Genomic DNA, 17,890 nt, shown 5'->3' on the forward strand with positions numbered 1-17,890 from the left:
ATGAATCTTTGGTCAAGAATGAATTTAATTGCATTAACAAATGAACGCTTTCTAGGAGAGTTTTACGATTTTATTTCTGATGACGATGGCGGATGGATGATTAAGTTCTTCTATCTGATTAAAGTAAATGTTGCTCTCTGGTTTGGATGGGAGTCACAGCCGGAATATGACGGTTGGCATTGGGGACTGGGGTATTTTGAAGAGGAATACCGACAAGACTGGAATGCGCCAATGGGAGCTTGTGATTGGCAAGAAATCTGTACTCCCGTCAGTTTTCTCAAATGGCAATATGGTATCGGCGAAAACTCGAATTATTAATCAATAATAGACTGTTCATTAAAGGATTAAGAATGGCTAGTCTTCCACCAATTAATTCAGTTGTCAAAGTCATTAAAACAGTTGCAGAAAAAGACCCAAGGCTAGGGCAAACAGGCACAGTAATTCAGTATTCAGGACACGGCATGGTTTGTGCTCATTTCCCAGATATGCCACCTGACCAAGGAATTTTTTCAATTCTCATCATTTAAAAATCGTAGAGTCATAGTCAAGATTATGCCCAAAAAATCCATTTTCCCCACCTCTACTGACCAGCCCTCACTGTGTCTACAATACCTCCGTCGTTGTGGGGGGAGCGCACGGTTGTGCAGTATTAAATTTAGCCTGGGAGTGATTCAAGGCTTGGTCAATCAAAGAAAGGTAAAGATTACGAATACAGGTGCAGGTTTTTATGTTCAATTGGAGGATGTCAAATGACTAACCACAAACAAGTTGTTTACCAATCTCAATTAGACCACAAGAGTAAATTGGTTCTTCGCCGCCGTACTAGGAGAAGATTCAAACCCAGGATTTTCATCGACCGCACCATAGAAACAACTGCAATCGTCTCTCTACTCTTGACTAGCTTTTCAGGAGTTGGAGCAATGGGGTGCTGGGGAATGGAGATTATCGAGACTAATACTAATTCCAACATAATCATCTCTGGTTGGGAGTACCAGAAAAACAGAAGTCTTGGGGCTATGTTGGTCTGTTTTTCCGCCTTCTTAGGCAGTTCTTTAGTCGGAGCAAGTTTTAGTATTCACCGGGACAAATTTTAGGGAGGGAAACGACAATGGAAATAAAATTAACCACATCAGAACTCAAATCAACAGTAACGATTTACGACTTTGGAGCTTTGTTATCGAAGTATGAACCGCCGAAATGCCGATGATTTTCATATAAAGAACAAGTCAAATCGGTCAGTTGTACAGAATTTTATTTTGTTCGACAATAGAGAGAAAAACCAATGTTAAAGCTTAAATATTTGAATGTTTTTGTTGCAGCATCAGGAGCAACGGCAATGGCGATCGGCATCATTATCGGTGTTAAAGGAGCAATTGCGGGAGAGGGTGCAAAAAGTTGGATTTCTGGCTTGTCCCTGATGCTAGGGGGAGTTGGATTGCAAACAATAGCTCTAGATCGTCTGTTGAAAACTCAAATTGAAGAACAAATCGACAGAACTTTAGACGAAAGACTCAAAGCGAAACCAAAGGCTTGCAAAGGATGCCGGAACTTTCATGGTATTGAATATGGAAGAGTAAAGCTGGTTTGTGCGATTCATCCGCATGGAGTAGAAGGTGATACTTGCTCAGATCATGAGAAGTTCCCCAGCACTAAGGAACTAATTGAGTAAAAAAGAAGTAACAAAAGATGAATTTTAGTCCTTTCATTAAAGGCATCAGTGCAGTAACGGCAACAATTATCTGTAGTTATGTTGGCACTCAATATCTCGGTAAAAATATCATGTATGCCATAAGCGGGGCAATAGTCGGAACCGGGATCACAACATTCATTACTGATCGAATTGCAAGACAAATTGAGGTTAACCAAATTCTGTTAGGCCAACCTCAGCCCAACTCTTGGAGAGGCTGCGCTAACAACTACGCTCAGGGCAAGCCTTTACCTATACCTACCAACTGTAAAGGGTGCAAATACTATCACGGTATCCCGTACAACGGTGTAACGCTCAATTGCGCTATTCATCCTCAAGGATCATTTGGCAAACAATGCCCGGATTGGCAAGGCTTTCAGGAATCTATACAACTAGATCCAACTGAAAGAATTGTAAATATTCTTTTTCAGCCCGACGAAGACGAACCAACTGGACACGTCACTATATTCCGTTGTTTAGGCGACTGGCACGAGGAAGAATTAACAAAACCCTGCGAATTTGCTACTTCTGTTGTCTCAATTGCTAGCCCTTTAGCTTGTCCAATAACTTCGGATCTAAAAATGGATAAGTATTGCGAAAAATCTGGATTTATTCGCACTTCAATCGGATCAAAGAAAAAGATATTTAGTCGTGAAGACCTTGTACAAACTTGATTGGCATTCTTATAAATTACAAAGGAGCAAAAAAAATGGCGTTAACCTTAAATAATCGCTCTCGAAACAAAGAATCGTCCTTGACGCAAGCATTACGGCAAATACAACAGCTAAACTCCAAGATTCAAGAGTTGGAGCAGCAGCATCTTTCTTATGTGCAGAAGCAACAGAATTTGATTAGTGCGATCGCCGAAATCTGTGTTTCTCCAATGCAGGAAATAGAGGCACTGCGGATTCTGATTTATCGGGGAGAGGCAGCCTGTCGGCAGTACTTGCGCTCGGTGCTAGTCAAACAGGGTCAGGCTTCAAAAATGACCACAGGACAAATGGAAAAACCCACTTTAAGTAAAAGAGCCAAAAACCGGGGTTTTTTGCAAAATTCAAAAAAATGATTTTTCTTTCTCATAGAGGCGCGGAATCAGTCAGGACAAGGGATTGAGCAGACCATGAGACAGTTATTTTCACGGCATTACTAGGGTTTTGAGCCTCATCGAAATCATCCGCGTGTCTCAAAACCTTGATGCTACCGTGTTTGAGGTCGAGCAGAGTCTCATGGTCTGCTTGCTTTTTAGCGAAGGCACAAAAATTGTGATTCGGTATCGCTGCATCAAAAGGCCGGATGAAAGATTTTATAAGTAATTGCATTATGTCAAACAAACACTTACTGAAGGTGAAACCGATTCATCCTAAAGAATTTAAATTGAAGCACGGATTATCGGTGTCCGAGATTCATGAACTAAGCGATTATCCACCAGAAACTCTAAAGCACTGGTTAGCTGACGAGTATAGTAGTCGTTACCAACAACCAAAAGAATCTGTCTTAAATCATTTTGGTTTACTAGATTTATATTTAAGTGCTTCTTAAATCAAAAAAGGTCACACAGACACTACCCACTTTGATGCGGGTTTTTTATTATAAAAGAGCAAAGTCAATAGATAGTCAATAGTTGTTTGTCATGGACATCAATATTGATACAGATATTGACAATGGTCTTGATACAGAGATTGATACAGAGATTGACACAGATATTGACTATCTTTTTGAGACTATTGACACGGATTTGACTAAGTTCATGAAGTCACAATGGAGAGAACAACTTTTTCATCAAAAACCAAGCCAATCGGGAGTCAATTTCTTGCTTTTACCGATGTCAAAAGCCAAAGCAACTAAAATTTTAGGCATCTGCCCCCGTACATTAGAACGGTGGACAGAAGTAGCTCAACTTGTTCCAGAGTATAGATTAATACTCTTAAGAATGAAAGCTTTTGCTCAAGAAAAGAGACTACGTGCGCCATTAATGACAACGTATCAAGTATGGGTAGTAGGAAAGATTGGCGAATTGTTTTCTGACATTGTTCAAGGCATTGATAAAAAGCCCCTTGTTGAGGCCATTATTGAAGCTAACAAAGGTGAATATACTCGCAGCAACTTTGAACAAGAACAACTTAGATTCACATCATACGGTTTAGGAGAGATACATCATGTCGAATAGCATATTCACCCGTGCAGAATTATTTGAATTATTGAGTGCTAGCTACAGCCCAGAGCAAATTATTGCTGGATTAGAACAACTGGCTCAGTCAGATCCAGCAGTTGATCCGAACGCTCAAGAATTTCCCGTAGATATTAGCGATCGCTTAGAAAGGTTGTTCAATCTAGCGCAAGCAACCCTCAACAAATCGAAGCTGTTAGGAGGTAGCGGCAATTTAGCGAATACACAGACGGGAGCTATGGACATGGCCACTGAACAATTACGAGTAGAAGGAGTCAGCCGCGAAACGTTTAAGGCATTCTTGGACATTGTGGCAGGCAAGACTGTTGCTCAAGCGCTGGCAGTTCATGAGTTTGAGCAAGAATTGTTCGATGAAATCACGAGTGAACTTGATGCTCGTTCATTACAGCGACGCACAGAGCAAGGTTTTGATGAAATAGCGTTTATTTATCAATTGGCCAAAAATCCCGAAATCAGGCAACAAATTACCCAAGAGTACGGGTTAAAGACTGGGGATGAGATTAAGCAACAAGTTCAAACCCTCACTACTGCTGCAACTGTTGGTTTTGACCCAAAAGCATTTTTAGACGAATTAGGAGTGCCGACATCAGAAAAAAAGTCTACACGACCTGCGACGATTCAGGACTTGAAAAATTTGACACGCTCTTTGTTGAGCGAGAAATTCCAATCTCCAGCTTAAAATGGCGCAAGTTCTTCAAAGAGAATCTTTTCGGATTGTCAGTCATTTTTTTTCTAGTTTGTATTGGGCTGTCTGTTTATGTTCGTGTTATTAATGCACCGCCACCCCAGACAACACAAAGTATCAACGGGCAACAACCGTAAAATATTTTGGCTGAGTGTTTGATGAAATATCAGAAGCAAGCGATGTTGGGATTATTGGGCATGGGATTAATCGCAAGTCCTTGGTTATCACAACTGCCAGCCCAATTCAAAACTTACTCTCACGGCATTACGATTCGAGAGTCTGAAGAACTAGAACGCATTAAAGCCGAGCAAAGGGCAGCAACCGCCGACAAAATTAACTCTCTTGGAGTTACGCCCTCATTCAGTAAGTTACGAATCAGGAACTATCTAGACTCCAAAAAACGTAACCCTAGACCTGACACTACAGGTTATTTAGAAGATGAGACAGTTTTTGTGTATGACTCAACTGGTTTATGTATTGGGCGAATTGAACAAAGGCAATGGAAATGGAAATATCGGTTCAAAAATGCTTGTAAGAATTCGCCACTACTTAAAGATTCACCCAATTGATTTATGAAATATCTCACTCCAAACAAATCTAATTCACAACCGAAACCAGAATCATCACCACAAAAAGAGCCAAAAAAAGGAGGGAGTGACTACCTAGAATTATTAGCTCGGTGGATTGTGGCATTAATCTCACTGCCAGTCATCTTTATCTCACATATCATTGCCCAATTCGTTACCCCAGGCACACCCGGATACAAGCTGGTTGGTGCAATTGGTTTCTGGATTGGTACACTCCTTTCTACTGATAGCATCTGGCAAGTTTTATTCCAGGGAAAACCCCTCCTACCGTGGTTTGAAACTGAATGGATTGGCTGGTTCGGTTGGTTACAACTCCTATTTAATCCCTTGTTTTGGATTAGCTTTGGTATCTCTGCACTTGTTCAGGTGATGGAAGCGCGAACATTGCGTGGCAAAGACCCAAATCAAGCCAAGCATGAGTTTGAGGAATCAAAACAATACACACTCGGCAGTAAACCGAATGGCAATATCGACCTGACAGTGGCATTGTGGGGTGATTATAAAGCTGCTGGTATGAAAGAACGTCATACAGGTGGAGCGATCGCACTATTTTTCTGGGTACTAGACATCACCACCACATTCGTTGGTCGTAATCCTTTCCGTTACACTAACCCAGCCGCAATCTTGGCTTGTTTCGCTTATAACTGTGCCTCAATGATGGCTGGCGAGATTGGTTACAACATTTGGAAATTAACTAAGTAAGAGGAATTCACATGCAGCAACAAATACCAATGCTAGGAACTAAAGAAACGGCACTTTTACGTGACGATTACCCCAGCATTGAGTATTTGGAAGCTGGAAATATCGCCTCTTGGCTACAAGAAAGACAAGACCAGTTGTTGATTCGTGCCAGAGATGAACGCAACGAGATGAATCTCGCTAAGTTCATCACATTGGCCACCGCCCTTACTGGTGCGGTTTGCTATGCTACATCTCCTCTTGCTCCAATCGGTGCGGTTGTTGCAGGGGTTGGTTATCTTTGGTCAATTGTTCAGGACTTAAACGATACCCATCAATTTGCACCCATCCCTTTTATTCGTGGTGACTTCTTTGCTTTCCTTTCTGCAATGGGTGATAGCGTCGCACGGGCTGAATATTTCGCTAACCAAAATGAAATTGCTGACTTGATGCTTCATTTGCAGCCAATGTCTAAATATGAGTTTGCTATGCTCAAGCAATCTTCTCATGTTTTATGCGAATACCTGGGTGCTGTTGGGTCAGGAAAACGATTTTACGCTTACCGTTGGTTACTTGATTGGTTTATTCAGCTACGTGGGCAGTTTCCCACCCGTGAGCAATTGTCTGGGCATTTAGCGCAAGTGACAATTGACCCACGAGTTAACTACCAACAAGTAACAGTTATTCAAGAGGCCATACAACCGCAAAATCTTGGTATCCCACAAGCTCGATTTGCTCAATTACCGAATCATGCTGTGGGAGCAAGGTTTGTAGAGGAAACGGGGCAGAGCGCAGGGGAAATTTCTCCCATACCTTCTGCTCCCATGCAAAGTGCTTCTTCCCCTCCAGTCAATACCGATATCTCCATCTACACCACTAAACCCCAAGTGCAGTATGACCTAATTGGGCATATTGCTAAGAAAGTTACCAATATGCTGTGGGTTGGTGTCCCTGGTTCTGGCAAGGGCATCACCATTAGCAATGCAATCGATGCTATCAAGCGGCTGCATCCTGGCATACACATCTTTTATATTGACCCAAAAGGTGACGAAAAAGAAACCGGTTATTTTAAAGGTCGTGTTGATACTTTTAAACGGGCTAAAATCCTAGAAATGTCCCCGGTCGAAGCCGTTAAATGGGTCAAAGAATGCTTTACCGAATTTCAAAATATCTCTGGCTCCAAGCTGATTATTTTGGATGAAGGAACGGCTGTCTGTTCCAAATTTAAAAATACCAAGGGTGAAATTGGCTGGCTCAAAGACAAAATCATCTCTTACTGTTCTTGCGGTGATAGTTCCGGTTGGCATTTCTGGATTGTCGTACAAAACCCTCATACTGATGATTTGGGCATTTCTGGCGGACTGCGATCGCAGTTAACCTCTGTGGCGTTGGTTCATCCTGATAACGTCCCGGCTTACAATGCCATGATTGCTACCCAACTCATCCCCAGCGATCGCAAGATTACTTCAACTCAAGTGATGGAGATTGCTGCACAATCACCAGTCGGTAGAGCAGTTTATTACGGCGGCATCAATGAATGGATACCAATGCCTCTGTTAAAGAATTTCTCTGGTTATGACCGGGATACCAAAAACTTTATTGACTCTGCACCAAGTAATAAGCAAACCTCTCAAGCTGAAACTAAGGAGTCAACCACACCAACAACCCAAGCTCAACAGATGTTGGCGCTTTTGGAGAAAACGAAAGCCAGTTCCATTGATGAGTTTATTCAAAGCGAGTTGAAATTAGACGGAGTTCCACCAGAACTAATCCGTTTGGGAATTGAAAAATTACTCCAAAATTCACCAATTAAATACAAATTTGACGGCTGCGATAGTAATCAAAACTAAAATTTGTTGAATAACTTATGCAAGACAAGAATCAAAGCAACTCCCCCTCAAAAGCCTCAAGCTCTTTAGAAAAATTAACGACAAGTGTTGTTAACTTTATTAACAGTCTCTCTCAAAGCTTTAAACTATCAGAACGCGAACTAATAGTTCAAAAACAGTGGCTAAATAATATGCAGACTAGTAAGTTTCTCAAAGAACAACAGGATTTCATCAATGAAGCTAATCAACAGATGCCTATACTGTTAACTTCCAAATCAAGATTAATAATTCTTGAAGCAATACTTGTCACTCGTGCCAAAAATGGACAACCTATAGATGATTTAGTGAAGGCAATTGAAGTAGTCAATAAAAATATTATTGAGATAGATATCCAGCCCAACCTCAATTTAGAAAAAGAGCAAAAAACTCAACCACAGAAAAGCAAGGATACACTAATTACACATCGTCATCAATACGAGTTACCTATTCTGAGCGAAGTTGGTAATTTAATCAATGATGCCCGAAACCTTATCTTAATTGTGCCTTTAATTGCGGCTCTATCCGTTTTGATTTTGCCGATTACTAGCCCAAGAATTTGCGATTCTTGGGAGAATGCTACTGGCACTTATGAAAACAAAAGTTTGTTTTGTCAACTTTTAGGTGATTTGAATCGCTTTTTTCAAGACTATCAAAAGCTAAAATGAATCTTCTAGCTCTGGCAACAATCGCCGGAGCTTAAGCAAACTAATACGGAGTAAATCATTATCTACTACTCAAAGATATAACTTTAATGCTAATTTAATCAGCCTAGAAAAAGACTTTCTTAGCTGATAAGCCTGGAGAATAGGCATTGTTGATATTTTCAGTATTAAATATGGGAAAATGTAAAATTGGAGCGCTTGCATTTTTAAAAGCTGCTCTAAAAAGAGATAAAATATTAATTAGAATAAATAACTTCCATAGTAATTTAAATGACTCGATTTATTCATGACCAATTTGCTAAAGACTATTTGGAAGAGTTACTAAAACCTTATGGGGAAGTAAAAGCTTCTAGCCGTGTAGCTGGTGAGATTAGAGAAATTGATGTTTTATTTTCTCCTGCCCAACAAGCTAATAATTTAGAGATGCTAGGAATTCTGGGGAGATTTGCAGCTACACCTGCTATTTTTGAACCATTTCGCAATCCTGCCTCTGAGGAGGAAATCTGTGATTGTTTGCTGAAACTATTGGAAGTAAGAGGTGCTTTACAACGCGAAGCTAACCGCAATAAAATCTCTATTAAAGAATTAGAAATTCCGAAATTGTGGATACTTTCTCCAACCGTATCTGTGAGAATACTTTCAGGTTTTAGTGCAATTCAAGCATCTAATTGGGTGTCTGGAGTATACTTAATGGGGGAGTATTTGCGAACAGCTATCGTTGTAATTCATCAATTGCCACGTACTCAAGAAACTTTATGGCTAAGAATTCTCGGTCGAGGGAAAGTACAAAGGCAGGCTATTGATGAATTAGAAGCGCTATCATCTAATCACCCGTTTCGGAGAGCCACGCTAGAATTACTGTACAATTTACAGCAGAACTTGGTAATGTCTCAAATTGAAGAATCAGATGACAGGGAGTTAGTTATGCGATTAGCACCACTTTATCAACAAGACCGAGAACAAGCTAGACAGGAAGGACAAGTAGAGGGAATTAAACAAGGTGAAGAACGTTTAATTATACGTCAACTAAATCATCGCTTTGGTGAGATTGACTCTTCAGTATTTGAGCGAATTCGAGGTTTATCTACTGACCAATTGGAGACTTTAGGAGAAGCCTTTTTAGATTTTTCATCCCTCACTGATTTAGAAACTTGGTTAGACCAAAATCTCTAAATAAAAAGCTTGTGCTATTATCTCTTACCTGGAAAGTCGATGCGCTCTTATAAAGGAGGTTTGGGGCAAGGGGAAAGGCTTCGCCGTGAGCGCAACTTCTCTTCTTAGGCTGCGCCCTAAGCGTAGCTATGCCGAAGGCTTTACGACGAAGTTTACAGTGAGTCAATCGAACGATAAAAAGCTATCTCAGAACAGTAGTTGCACCATCATTTTTACCTTTTGCCCTCTTGTTTGTACCTTGTGTCACCTTCGATTCTTCTTCTTGCTTACTGGAGTTAACCATTTTCACCAAGTGCTGATTTAGATAACTCTGCGCCGAAATATACAAACTTTCCCAAATCTCTTGATTGCGGCTAATTTTTGTGCCGACTGTATTGCCTGCTGTTTTCTCCGATACCAAGTATTTGCGGAAATAATTCGTCCACAAGTGTTGGAGGAAATCTTCAGCGAATTCGTTAAACGGCAGAATCCATTTATAGTCCTTATCCAGAAATACCCGATATGATGCAATTATCGGTAGTGCAAGGTCAGTTGGCGCACCAAACCCGAATGAATACTTGCTGTCAGGCAATAACGTCGTTTTACGTATATCAATTGATGCTAAGTCGTTAGCACCCTTTCTTCTAGGGTTGCTGATATGTTCTTGGATTATTTCATAGAGTCTTTGCTCTATCCATAGAGCATGAGTCAAGAGAGGCAGTAAGGCGGTTAATCTTTCCCTTTCCGTGTCTGTGATGTTAGATGGGGGACTCATCCCTGCTGGGTGTTTGGTTCGTTTATTGCCGTCGGGGTTGTATCTATTTCTATCGAGGCAGTTAATCAACTTCAACAAATGGTTCACATTACACTGGGCATTTCTGGGAGCGCCGCTTTGGTTTTGATAATAGGCAATGCGGAATTTTCTATCTTCTTTCTGTTCTAACTGGGCTAAATACTGCTTGATGAATTTGTAATCACCCCTAGCGTTGACTTTGGAGCGAGAATCTACTGGCGTTGTGGTGTTGGAGGCCAGGGCTATATCTTTGGCTGATTCTTCAGTCAGTCCAATGTGGATCGTAACTTTTACTCTAGCTTCGGTTAGGTCATATTTGTAATTTTTCGCTTGCTCAAAAGCTAAAACTGTATGTCCTCCGTTGATAATACCGTCGCTACCTCCCTCGTTAGCTTCTAAAACTTCTAGCTCCAGTTCAGTTTTGTTCTTAACAGGTTTAGCAATATTAGCTGACAGAACGATTCCACTGTGACGCGAGAAGAATTTTGCAGGTTCGGTTGTCAGTGAATCGAAGATTTGTCTGTAGGTCGCACTTTTGCGGTTCGGTTCCCGGATGTTCGGTTCTAGCGGCAGGTCTATCGGGAAGCTGTCTACATGGGCGGTGGCGATGATGCAGTTTGGGTTGGCTTGAAAATAGTTATCTATCTTAATGTTCCAAGTCTTGGGCATAGTTGATTAGAGTTGAGTTAATCTTGAACTTGTGCAATCAGGAAATCAAAAATCTAAAATTATATAAGCAGGACAGCTTATCCTTCACTAATCAACTGTAACAAGGCTTCCGTCGAAATCTTACCACTGATATCAGCACCTTCCAAGAGGCTGTCTGCCAAATCTCGCTTGTGTTGATGCAATTGCACAATCTTTTCTTCAATAGTATCCTTTGCTACTAGACGATAAATAGTAACAGGGCGTTGTTGCCCAATGCGATGGGCGCGATCTGAGGCTTGGTCTTCGACTGCGGGATTCCACCAAGGGTCTGTATGAATCACATAATCAGCCGCAGTCAGATTAAGTCCTGTCCCCCCTGCTTTGAGACTGATCAGAAAGACATCCCCTGAACCAGCTTGGAATGCATCGACCCGTTTTTTGCGCTCTGCCACTGAAGTACTGCCATCTAAATATTGATAATTAATACCTTGCTGTTCGAGGTAATCGCGGATGATGTGCAAATGGTCAACAAACTGACTAAACACTAACGCTTTATGACGATTTTCCAGCAGTTCACCCAATACTTCACCAAAAAGTTGCAACTTGGAACTGGATAATTCCGTATCAGGCATAACCAAACTAGGATTACAGCAAGCACGGCGCAGTTTCATAATCTCAGCCAAAACCTGCAAATGTTTCTTTCCTGCTTCTGCATCACTTTCGGTAAGTTTAGATATGGCCTGACGGCGCAACGCTTCATAGAATGCCTTTTCCTCTCGACTTAATTCCACATGAAGGAGAATTTCGGTGCGAGATGGCAACTCTTCTAGTACTTGATTTTTTGTGCGCCGCAACAGAAATGGTTGAATAAGTTTTTTGAGTTTATTACGTGCAAGTTTATCCTGATATTTTTCAATGGGGGTAGCAAAGCGTTGATTGAAGCTTTCAAATGAACCCAATAACCCAGGATTAATAAAACGGAACAAATTCCACAACTCACCCAGGTGATTCTCAATGGGAGTCCCAGTAGTCAGCAACTTAAAATTAGATTTTAGGTTCATAGCTGCCTGAGAACGTTTAGTAGTCATATTTTTAATCGCCTGGGCTTCATCCAGAACAATGGTTTGCCACTGTACACCAGAAAGCATTTGCGCTACTTCTTCCTGCTGTAATAAACCATAGCTGCATACCAACATATCCAACGGTTGTAACCCATCCAATAATTTTTGGCGGTTAGCACCAGAAAATTGAATAATATTCAGAGTTGGGGCAAACTTCTGCGCTTCACTCACCCAATTCATGCACACGGAAGTCGGCGCAATTATTAGGGTTGGCCCCTCATGGGCGTTTCTGAGAATGACCGCCAATGCCTGCAAGGTCTTACCAAGTCCCATTTGGTCTGCTAAACAAGCACGGGAGCAATGCGATTTTGTGAGATGCCTCGCTTCGTTTGGGCAGGGGGCAGGGAGCAGGGAGCAGGGGGATTAGAAATTAGCGTTTTATGAGCCAAGGAGATGGATTATTGATTATGGTTACTAGAATCCCTAAAACTCGGTTGTAAACTCCATAAAGCTCTCTGCCTGTATCAACGTCTAAATAACTACATTTGACAGCAAATTTCAGCCAAGTCTGAGTTTCTGCTGCTTCTGCTTCAGAATCATTCAATTTAGCGATAAAAGCTGCCTCATAACGACGCTTTCTCCACGCAACTGCTGCGATTTGCACAAACAGAGCGTGATGATCTACGAATTTGGTCAGTCAACGAATATCTTTCCTCTATGGGAAACTTCTTTGACAGCTCAAAAATTTTCATGGCTACATCAAATGCCATTTTATATACTTCCAAGTCTTCATGACTTTTTATTGGTTCTTTTTCCATTCCCCCTGCCCCCTGCTCCCTGCTCCCCTGCTGTCTTTAAGATGATCTCACAAAATCGCATTGCTCCCAACAAGCACCTACACCCCAATGTGCTAGCCGCGCCAGCCAACAAAAACCTTCCATCTGGTAGTCACGTAGTTCTCCTTGAAGTGTAGATGGCAGTTCCGGCTGGAGGTTTTGCACCTCCTTAAGCCGCTCTCTATGTGCCTTCCAATGTTTATCTGCTTTTACTTTACCTACCTCATCGACAAAATCTTCTAACCCTAATGTTGCCAAAGGATGAAAACGAATACATGAACTATGCTTTTCCGAAAACATCCGTAATTCGTCGAGGCGTTTCCGAAAAGCTTGAGTTAAAGCCAGAAATTGACCATCACCAAGGGGGATAAAACGGCTGGGGGTTTTCTCTAATAGTTCTAGTAGTTGCTGCATATCTAGCACTAGGTCGTTATTCAATTTCAACTCCCCAGTGGCTGCAAACCAGTCTTGCTGACGTTGAATTGATAAATTAAAGTCTTTTAGGTCGGCATTGTGGCTAACACGCAGTTTTTCTCCTTGTGGCCATTCTATGACTACGCTACTTTCCAGTGCTTGTAGTTCTAGCAGCAATTCTAAACAGTCTTCTGGGTCAGCTATAACCCATTCACCATCTTGTTCTTCAGTTTGCGTCAAGGTGGGACAGGCTTTTATGGGGGAGCAACGCGAAAAAGTGAGATCCTCGTGAAATAGGCAGGGGGGGCAGGGGGAGCAGGGGGAGTAAAGAAAAATTAGTAATTTTTGCTACTAGAATCTTCTAAAATATACTTGATTTCTTTCTCTCCCCCTGCCTCCCTTGCCTCCCCTGCCTCCCCTGCTTGCCTACCTCACAAAATCGCATTGCTCCCCTTTTATGGCGGCTTTAGCAAGTTGTTTCTCTTGGGGTAGATTTCGTCTGGTTTGCAGACGTTTCCCGTCAATCTCGGCAATTACCGTTTCACCACCTGTACCAGGACGGTAGTAGGGGCCACCTTGGGCAAAGGGGCGCGACAAAAGGCTGATTTTCAAGCCGGCATTGGCAGGTAAAAGGTGAATATGGGGTAGAGTCTGGGCGGGTACTTCTTCTGCTCCTTCTGAGCCGCCACCAATATCAGAATGTACGGTGACGATACTAGAGACAGCATTAATCGCTGCCAAAACTTGCTTTTCGGCGAAGGCAGGTACATTTAATTTATTATCTTTACCAATAATCTCAGCAATGCGTCTGTGTTCAGCAGTAATTTCAATGACTTTGATGCGGGTTGGGGTTTCTTTGATATGCAGAATATTCTGTGATTCTGGTAATTTGGGAGAAAATTCCAAGGTGAGACGATCAAGTTTCCCTTTTTTAACCAGTAGTTCCGGTTCTCCCTTGACAATTTCTACACGGATATTAGGTGTATCTTCCCAAAAAACCAACGGGTGTCCAATTAAAGCAGAGATGGCTTTTTCTCCGAAGGTATAATCAACTTTCCCGTAATAGCCTTCACTATATACCTCAATACAACTAGGTTGAGTCGATGGGGGATATTATTCCCCGCACCTCTCAGTTAAATCTGGGCGTGCGACTTTCACCGCACCCAGCTTCCGATGTTCTCAGCTTGCGCTTTTGCTCATGTGTTTGTAATCGTGGCAACTCTCATGAATTGCTTCAAGATTATTTTTCTTCCAGTTGGTGTGATTTCCGTCGATGTGATGCAGGTGAACCCGTTCCTCATCAATGAACTTCAAACCACAGGATGCACATCTATGGCTTTGCTTTTTAAGAGCTTTAGAGGTTTCACCGTCGTAGAGCTTGCTTTTTCGTTCGCTCCAGTAGGTTGTATCTCCGTCATAGGGGGATTTTATTCCTTTGACCATGACGTGTTTGTGTTCGGAGTAGGGAACTGTTGGAAATGCTTTGTCTAGTAGTTTCTTACTAGAGTAGCGATTTTGCTTGGTTTCCTTGTTGAATACCCTATAGGCTCTTGTTTCAATGTGGTATAACGAGTTTCTAGACCCGTCCATCTTGCAGAACTTATGGTAATTTCTCCAACCTCTAACTACCGGGGCTAGTTTCTCAGCCTTTGTGGTAGCACCATAATTCGAGTTGTTGACGATGTGTTTTACTTTCTTACGAAATGCTTTGTAGTTATCCACTGAGGGAATGCTTCTAAGCTTTCCATTTATCTGGACTTTAAAGTGCCAGCCGAGGAAATCAAACCCATCTGTCGCGGCGGTAACTTTGGTTTTCTTTTGGCTTACATTCATTCCGCGTTTGCGGAGAAACTCGCTGATTCTTTCAAGTACCTCTGTCGCATCATCTTCGGGTCGGAGTATAATAACCATGTCGTCCGCGTATCGGATTGATGGTTCTTTCCAGCGACTATTTTTATCTTTGTATCTGTGTATACTCTCAATCCCGTTGAGTGCGATATTAGCTAATAGTGGGAACAATATAGTAAGACTGCACATAACTTCAAGTCACTTTTGGGAAATTGTGTCACCATCACCAATCCCATCCACCCGTTATGTGGTCAGTCAGTTGTAATACAGCAAATTCGCAAAGTAGGGATTGAGACTAAAGTAACTGTAGAAAGTCCATTAGGAGGATTTTTGTCTCTACCAGCAACGGAAACCGACCTATGGACACAGCAAGCTTTCACTGTCCAAACAGTCGGGAAGTTTTTACCAGAGAAATTACTGCGATTAAGCGAATGGGTAGCTCGGCGATCGCAAATTATAACGTCCGAATCTTCTTGTGTTCTTGATGATATTGAAGTCGAATACAAGAAAAAAAATGAGAAAAAAGCATCTACTAGCAACCGCTCAACTCAAAAACGAAGAAAGGCTAAGTCGCCTGATCAAACTAACAGCACGGTTAGTGGACAAAATACTCTCCAATCAACAGACAGAGAAAGCGATAACTAGGAGTAAACCAGATGAATAATAAAATTAGTTCAACCCATCTGGAACGCCGTGCTGTTGTGTATTTAAGACAGTCAACACCCACTCAGGTAGAATTTCACCGTGAAAGTACTGAGAGACAATATGCCCTAGCTGACCGTGCATTAACCTTGGGTTGGGACAAGAGTCAAATTGAAGTATTGGATAGTGACCTCGGTAAAAGTGGTCAAACCACAACAGGACGCGAAGATTTTCATCGACTAATGGCTGCTGTTGGTTTAGGGGAGGTGGGGGCTGTTTTGGCTCTAGAAGCCTCAAGATTTTCTCGTTCCCAAGCAGATTGGCATAAACTTTTAGATATCTGTGCCCTTACAGATACCTTAGTAATTGACCACGATGGGATTTACGACCCAAATGATTTTAATGACCGAGTGATACTGGGGTTTAAGGGAACTTGGAGCCACACGGAACTACATGGTATGCGCTTACGCTTACAAGGAGCCAAACTCAATAAGGCTAAAAAAGGAGAGTTGCGCTGTTCTCCACCTACTGGCTATGTCTACGACCCAGAAGGTAAATTGGTGCTAGACCCAGATGAAGGTGTAGTTGCCGCAATACAGTTAGCCTTTCAAAAGTTCCGCGAACTGAGAACGGCGTTTAAGGTGATGCGCTACTTTTGTGTAAACCAAATTCCTTTCCCAAGAAGACGTTGGCGACCTGGAGATATTGGTACACTTCATTGGGGGCCAGCCAACCTGAGTCGTATAACTGCCCTACTGCACAACCCAACTTACACAGGAACATACGTATATGGTAGACGACGCAGTTTTAATGTAATTGAGGCTGGGCAAATAAAGAAGGTTAAAATCCAGCAACTACCCCAAGAAGAATGGAAAGTAATCATCCACAACGCTCATGAAGCTTACATTAGTTGGCCAGAATATTTATCTAATTGTGAGCGACTCAGACGCAATTGCCCAATTTCTTCATCAGATGGATGTCCAGGCACACCTAGAGAGGGCTTTGCTCTCCTCCAAGGTTTAGTAATTTGTGGTAAATGCGGTCGTCGGATGAGTCCTCGCTACCACGGTACTGGTGGTTGTAGAGCAGCTTACGAATGTACCCAAGCTCGTAAACTTGATGGTAGCGTCGGTGCTTGTTGGAGCGTTGCGGGAGCAGCAATTGATACAGCTGTTTCGGCTCATGTGCTGTCAGCTTTTACGGACGAGCAACTAGACATTTCCCTTGCTGTGCTATCTGAACTTGAAAATATTGCAGACGAGGCAGATAAAACATGGCAACTGCGACTGGAAAGGGCACGTTACGAAGCTGACAGAGCTTTTCGACAATATGATGCAACCGAGCCAGAAAATCGTTTAGTAGCCCGTACACTAGAAAGGCGATGGAATGAAAAATTACAACAGTTAGCAGAGTTAGAAGAGGCATACCAAAAAGCACGTCTTGTACAACGCCTGGAATTAACAGCAGTGCAACGGCAACAAATTTTACAGTTAGCCAACGATATTCCCACACTTTGGCACGCCAGTACTACTACGAACCTTGAGCGTAAAGAGATACTAGGGTTGTTAGTAAAACAAGTTGCTATCACCCCAATAGATGCTCCCTTTCGTTCCACTCGTGTCCAAATACTCTGGCATACAGGAGTTACAAGTGAGTTGATTGCGACACGCCCAACAAATGCAGAAAAATTCCGAACACCCAACCAAGTCATTCAGCTCATTGAAGAATTAGCTGTGGGTAGAACTGATAGCGAAATTGCTTATGAACTGAATCGCCGAGGTTTGGTGGGTGGTACTGGGCGTGCTTTTACGAAAAAAGGTGTCGCCTGGATTCGTTGGAAGTTTGGGATTGAAAAGCCTTTAAGTAATCCACAAGTAGCACACTTAGGGGTTAGTCCAGAAGGTTATTATTCCACCAGTGCCCTGGCTGAAAAACTTGGTGTTGGAATTCATACTGTCTATTACTGGCGAGACAAAGGAATTATTCAGGCATTCCAAGAAACTCCTAGAAGTCCTTGGTGGTATATAGTCACACCCAAAGTTTTAGAAACTTTACGTGAAAAAATCCGCCGCGTACCAGTTAAATCCTAGCGTGGCAAAACTTACTAGAGAAGAGCGGAAATCCTGTAATCTTGACCTTGT

The 17,890-nt window shown here is 42.1% G+C and carries 17 protein-coding genes and 5 pseudogenes; 16 read left to right on the top strand and 6 right to left on the bottom strand.

What is annotated here, in order from left to right:
• Positions 1-18 precede the first annotated feature (18 nt).
• The 14 genes from HWQ58_RS16155 to HWQ58_RS16220 all read left to right on the top strand — a co-directional run bounded on the left by HWQ58_RS16155 (position 19) and on the right by HWQ58_RS16220 (position 9,528).
• Positions 19-318 (top strand): hypothetical protein, encoded by a 300-nt coding sequence (locus tag HWQ58_RS16155; RefSeq protein ID WP_292864344.1) that lies wholly within the window; start codon positions 19-21, stop codon positions 316-318.
• Between the two features lie 32 nt (positions 319-350).
• Positions 351-527 (top strand): hypothetical protein, encoded by a 177-nt coding sequence (locus HWQ58_RS16160; protein ID WP_292864347.1) that lies wholly within the window; start codon positions 351-353, stop codon positions 525-527.
• Positions 528-749: 222 nt separating this feature from the next.
• On the top strand, positions 750-1,094 hold the full coding sequence (locus HWQ58_RS16165; RefSeq protein WP_292864350.1) for a hypothetical protein: 345 nt from the start codon (positions 750-752) through the stop codon (positions 1,092-1,094).
• Between the two features lie 188 nt (positions 1,095-1,282).
• Positions 1,283-1,669, top strand: a complete 387-nt coding sequence (locus HWQ58_RS16170) for a hypothetical protein (RefSeq protein ID WP_292864353.1) — start codon at positions 1,283-1,285, stop codon at positions 1,667-1,669.
• A gap of 17 nt (positions 1,670-1,686) precedes the next feature.
• Complete coding sequence (locus tag HWQ58_RS16175) at positions 1,687-2,361, top strand: hypothetical protein (RefSeq protein WP_292864356.1); 675 nt, start codon at positions 1,687-1,689, stop codon at positions 2,359-2,361.
• Between the two features lie 35 nt (positions 2,362-2,396).
• Entirely contained in the window at positions 2,397-2,753 is a 357-nt protein-coding gene (locus tag HWQ58_RS16180) for a hypothetical protein (protein ID WP_292864359.1), read from the top strand.
• A 254-nt stretch (positions 2,754-3,007) separates the two neighbouring features.
• On the top strand, positions 3,008-3,226 hold the full coding sequence (locus tag HWQ58_RS16185) for a hypothetical protein (RefSeq protein WP_292864362.1): 219 nt from the start codon (positions 3,008-3,010) through the stop codon (positions 3,224-3,226).
• A gap of 91 nt (positions 3,227-3,317) precedes the next feature.
• On the top strand, positions 3,318-3,854 hold the full coding sequence (locus tag HWQ58_RS16190) for a hypothetical protein (protein ID WP_242055842.1): 537 nt from the start codon (positions 3,318-3,320) through the stop codon (positions 3,852-3,854).
• Complete coding sequence (locus HWQ58_RS16195; RefSeq protein WP_292864368.1) at positions 3,844-4,554, top strand: hypothetical protein; 711 nt, start codon at positions 3,844-3,846, stop codon at positions 4,552-4,554. Before HWQ58_RS16190 ends, HWQ58_RS16195 begins: the two co-directional genes overlap by 11 nt.
• 164 nt (positions 4,555-4,718) lie before the next feature.
• Positions 4,719-5,129 (top strand): hypothetical protein, encoded by a 411-nt coding sequence (locus HWQ58_RS16200; RefSeq protein ID WP_292864371.1) that lies wholly within the window; start codon positions 4,719-4,721, stop codon positions 5,127-5,129.
• 3 nt (positions 5,130-5,132) lie between these two features.
• The gene (locus tag HWQ58_RS16205) at positions 5,133-5,849 is read left to right on the top strand and encodes a hypothetical protein (protein WP_292864374.1); all 717 of its coding nucleotides are present in this window, start codon (positions 5,133-5,135) and stop codon (positions 5,847-5,849) included.
• Positions 5,850-5,860: 11 nt separating this feature from the next.
• Positions 5,861-7,675 carry a hypothetical protein gene (locus tag HWQ58_RS16210; protein WP_292864377.1) on the top strand — a complete coding sequence of 605 codons (1,815 nt, stop codon included), beginning with the start codon at positions 5,861-5,863 and terminating at the stop codon, positions 7,673-7,675.
• 17 nt (positions 7,676-7,692) lie between these two features.
• Entirely contained in the window at positions 7,693-8,358 is a 666-nt protein-coding gene (locus tag HWQ58_RS16215) for a hypothetical protein (RefSeq protein ID WP_292864379.1), read from the top strand.
• A gap of 267 nt (positions 8,359-8,625) precedes the next feature.
• On the top strand, positions 8,626-9,528 hold the full coding sequence (locus HWQ58_RS16220) for a DUF4351 domain-containing protein (RefSeq protein ID WP_292864381.1): 903 nt from the start codon (positions 8,626-8,628) through the stop codon (positions 9,526-9,528).
• A gap of 181 nt (positions 9,529-9,709) precedes the next feature.
• Here the strand turns inward: HWQ58_RS16220 and HWQ58_RS16225 are convergent, their stop codons facing one another.
• The 6 genes and pseudogenes from HWQ58_RS16225 to HWQ58_RS16250 form a co-directional block, all read right to left on the bottom strand.
• On the bottom strand, positions 9,710-10,969 hold the full coding sequence (locus HWQ58_RS16225) for an AIPR family protein (protein ID WP_292864383.1): 1,260 nt from the start codon (positions 10,967-10,969) through the stop codon (positions 9,710-9,712).
• 77 nt (positions 10,970-11,046) lie between these two features.
• Positions 11,047-12,360: pseudogene (locus HWQ58_RS16230) on the bottom strand (DEAD/DEAH box helicase); the annotation flags it as partial.
• Between the two features lie 79 nt (positions 12,361-12,439).
• Positions 12,440-12,827, bottom strand: a pseudogene (locus tag HWQ58_RS16235) (four helix bundle protein).
• 69 nt (positions 12,828-12,896) lie between these two features.
• Positions 12,897-13,523, bottom strand: a pseudogene (locus HWQ58_RS16240) (ATP-dependent helicase); the annotation flags it as partial.
• 192 nt (positions 13,524-13,715) lie between these two features.
• Positions 13,716-14,351 (bottom strand): annotated as a pseudogene (locus tag HWQ58_RS16245) (ATP-dependent helicase); the annotation flags it as partial.
• A gap of 87 nt (positions 14,352-14,438) precedes the next feature.
• Positions 14,439-15,272 (bottom strand): annotated as a pseudogene (locus HWQ58_RS16250) (reverse transcriptase domain-containing protein); the annotation flags it as partial.
• Between the two features lie 39 nt (positions 15,273-15,311).
• Between HWQ58_RS16250 and HWQ58_RS16255 the strand changes: the two are divergent.
• Positions 15,312-15,752: a hypothetical protein gene (locus HWQ58_RS16255; protein WP_292864386.1), complete on the top strand. Its 441-nt coding sequence runs from the start codon at positions 15,312-15,314 to the stop codon at positions 15,750-15,752.
• Positions 15,753-15,763: 11 nt separating this feature from the next.
• Positions 15,764-17,839 (top strand): recombinase family protein, encoded by a 2,076-nt coding sequence (locus HWQ58_RS16260; protein WP_292864389.1) that lies wholly within the window; start codon positions 15,764-15,766, stop codon positions 17,837-17,839.
• Positions 17,840-17,890 lie beyond the last annotated feature (51 nt).

This window comes from Nostoc sp. LPT, from assembly GCF_017115165.1.
In the GTDB taxonomy this organism is placed as follows: Bacteria; Cyanobacteriota; Cyanobacteriia; order Cyanobacteriales; family Nostocaceae; genus Nostoc.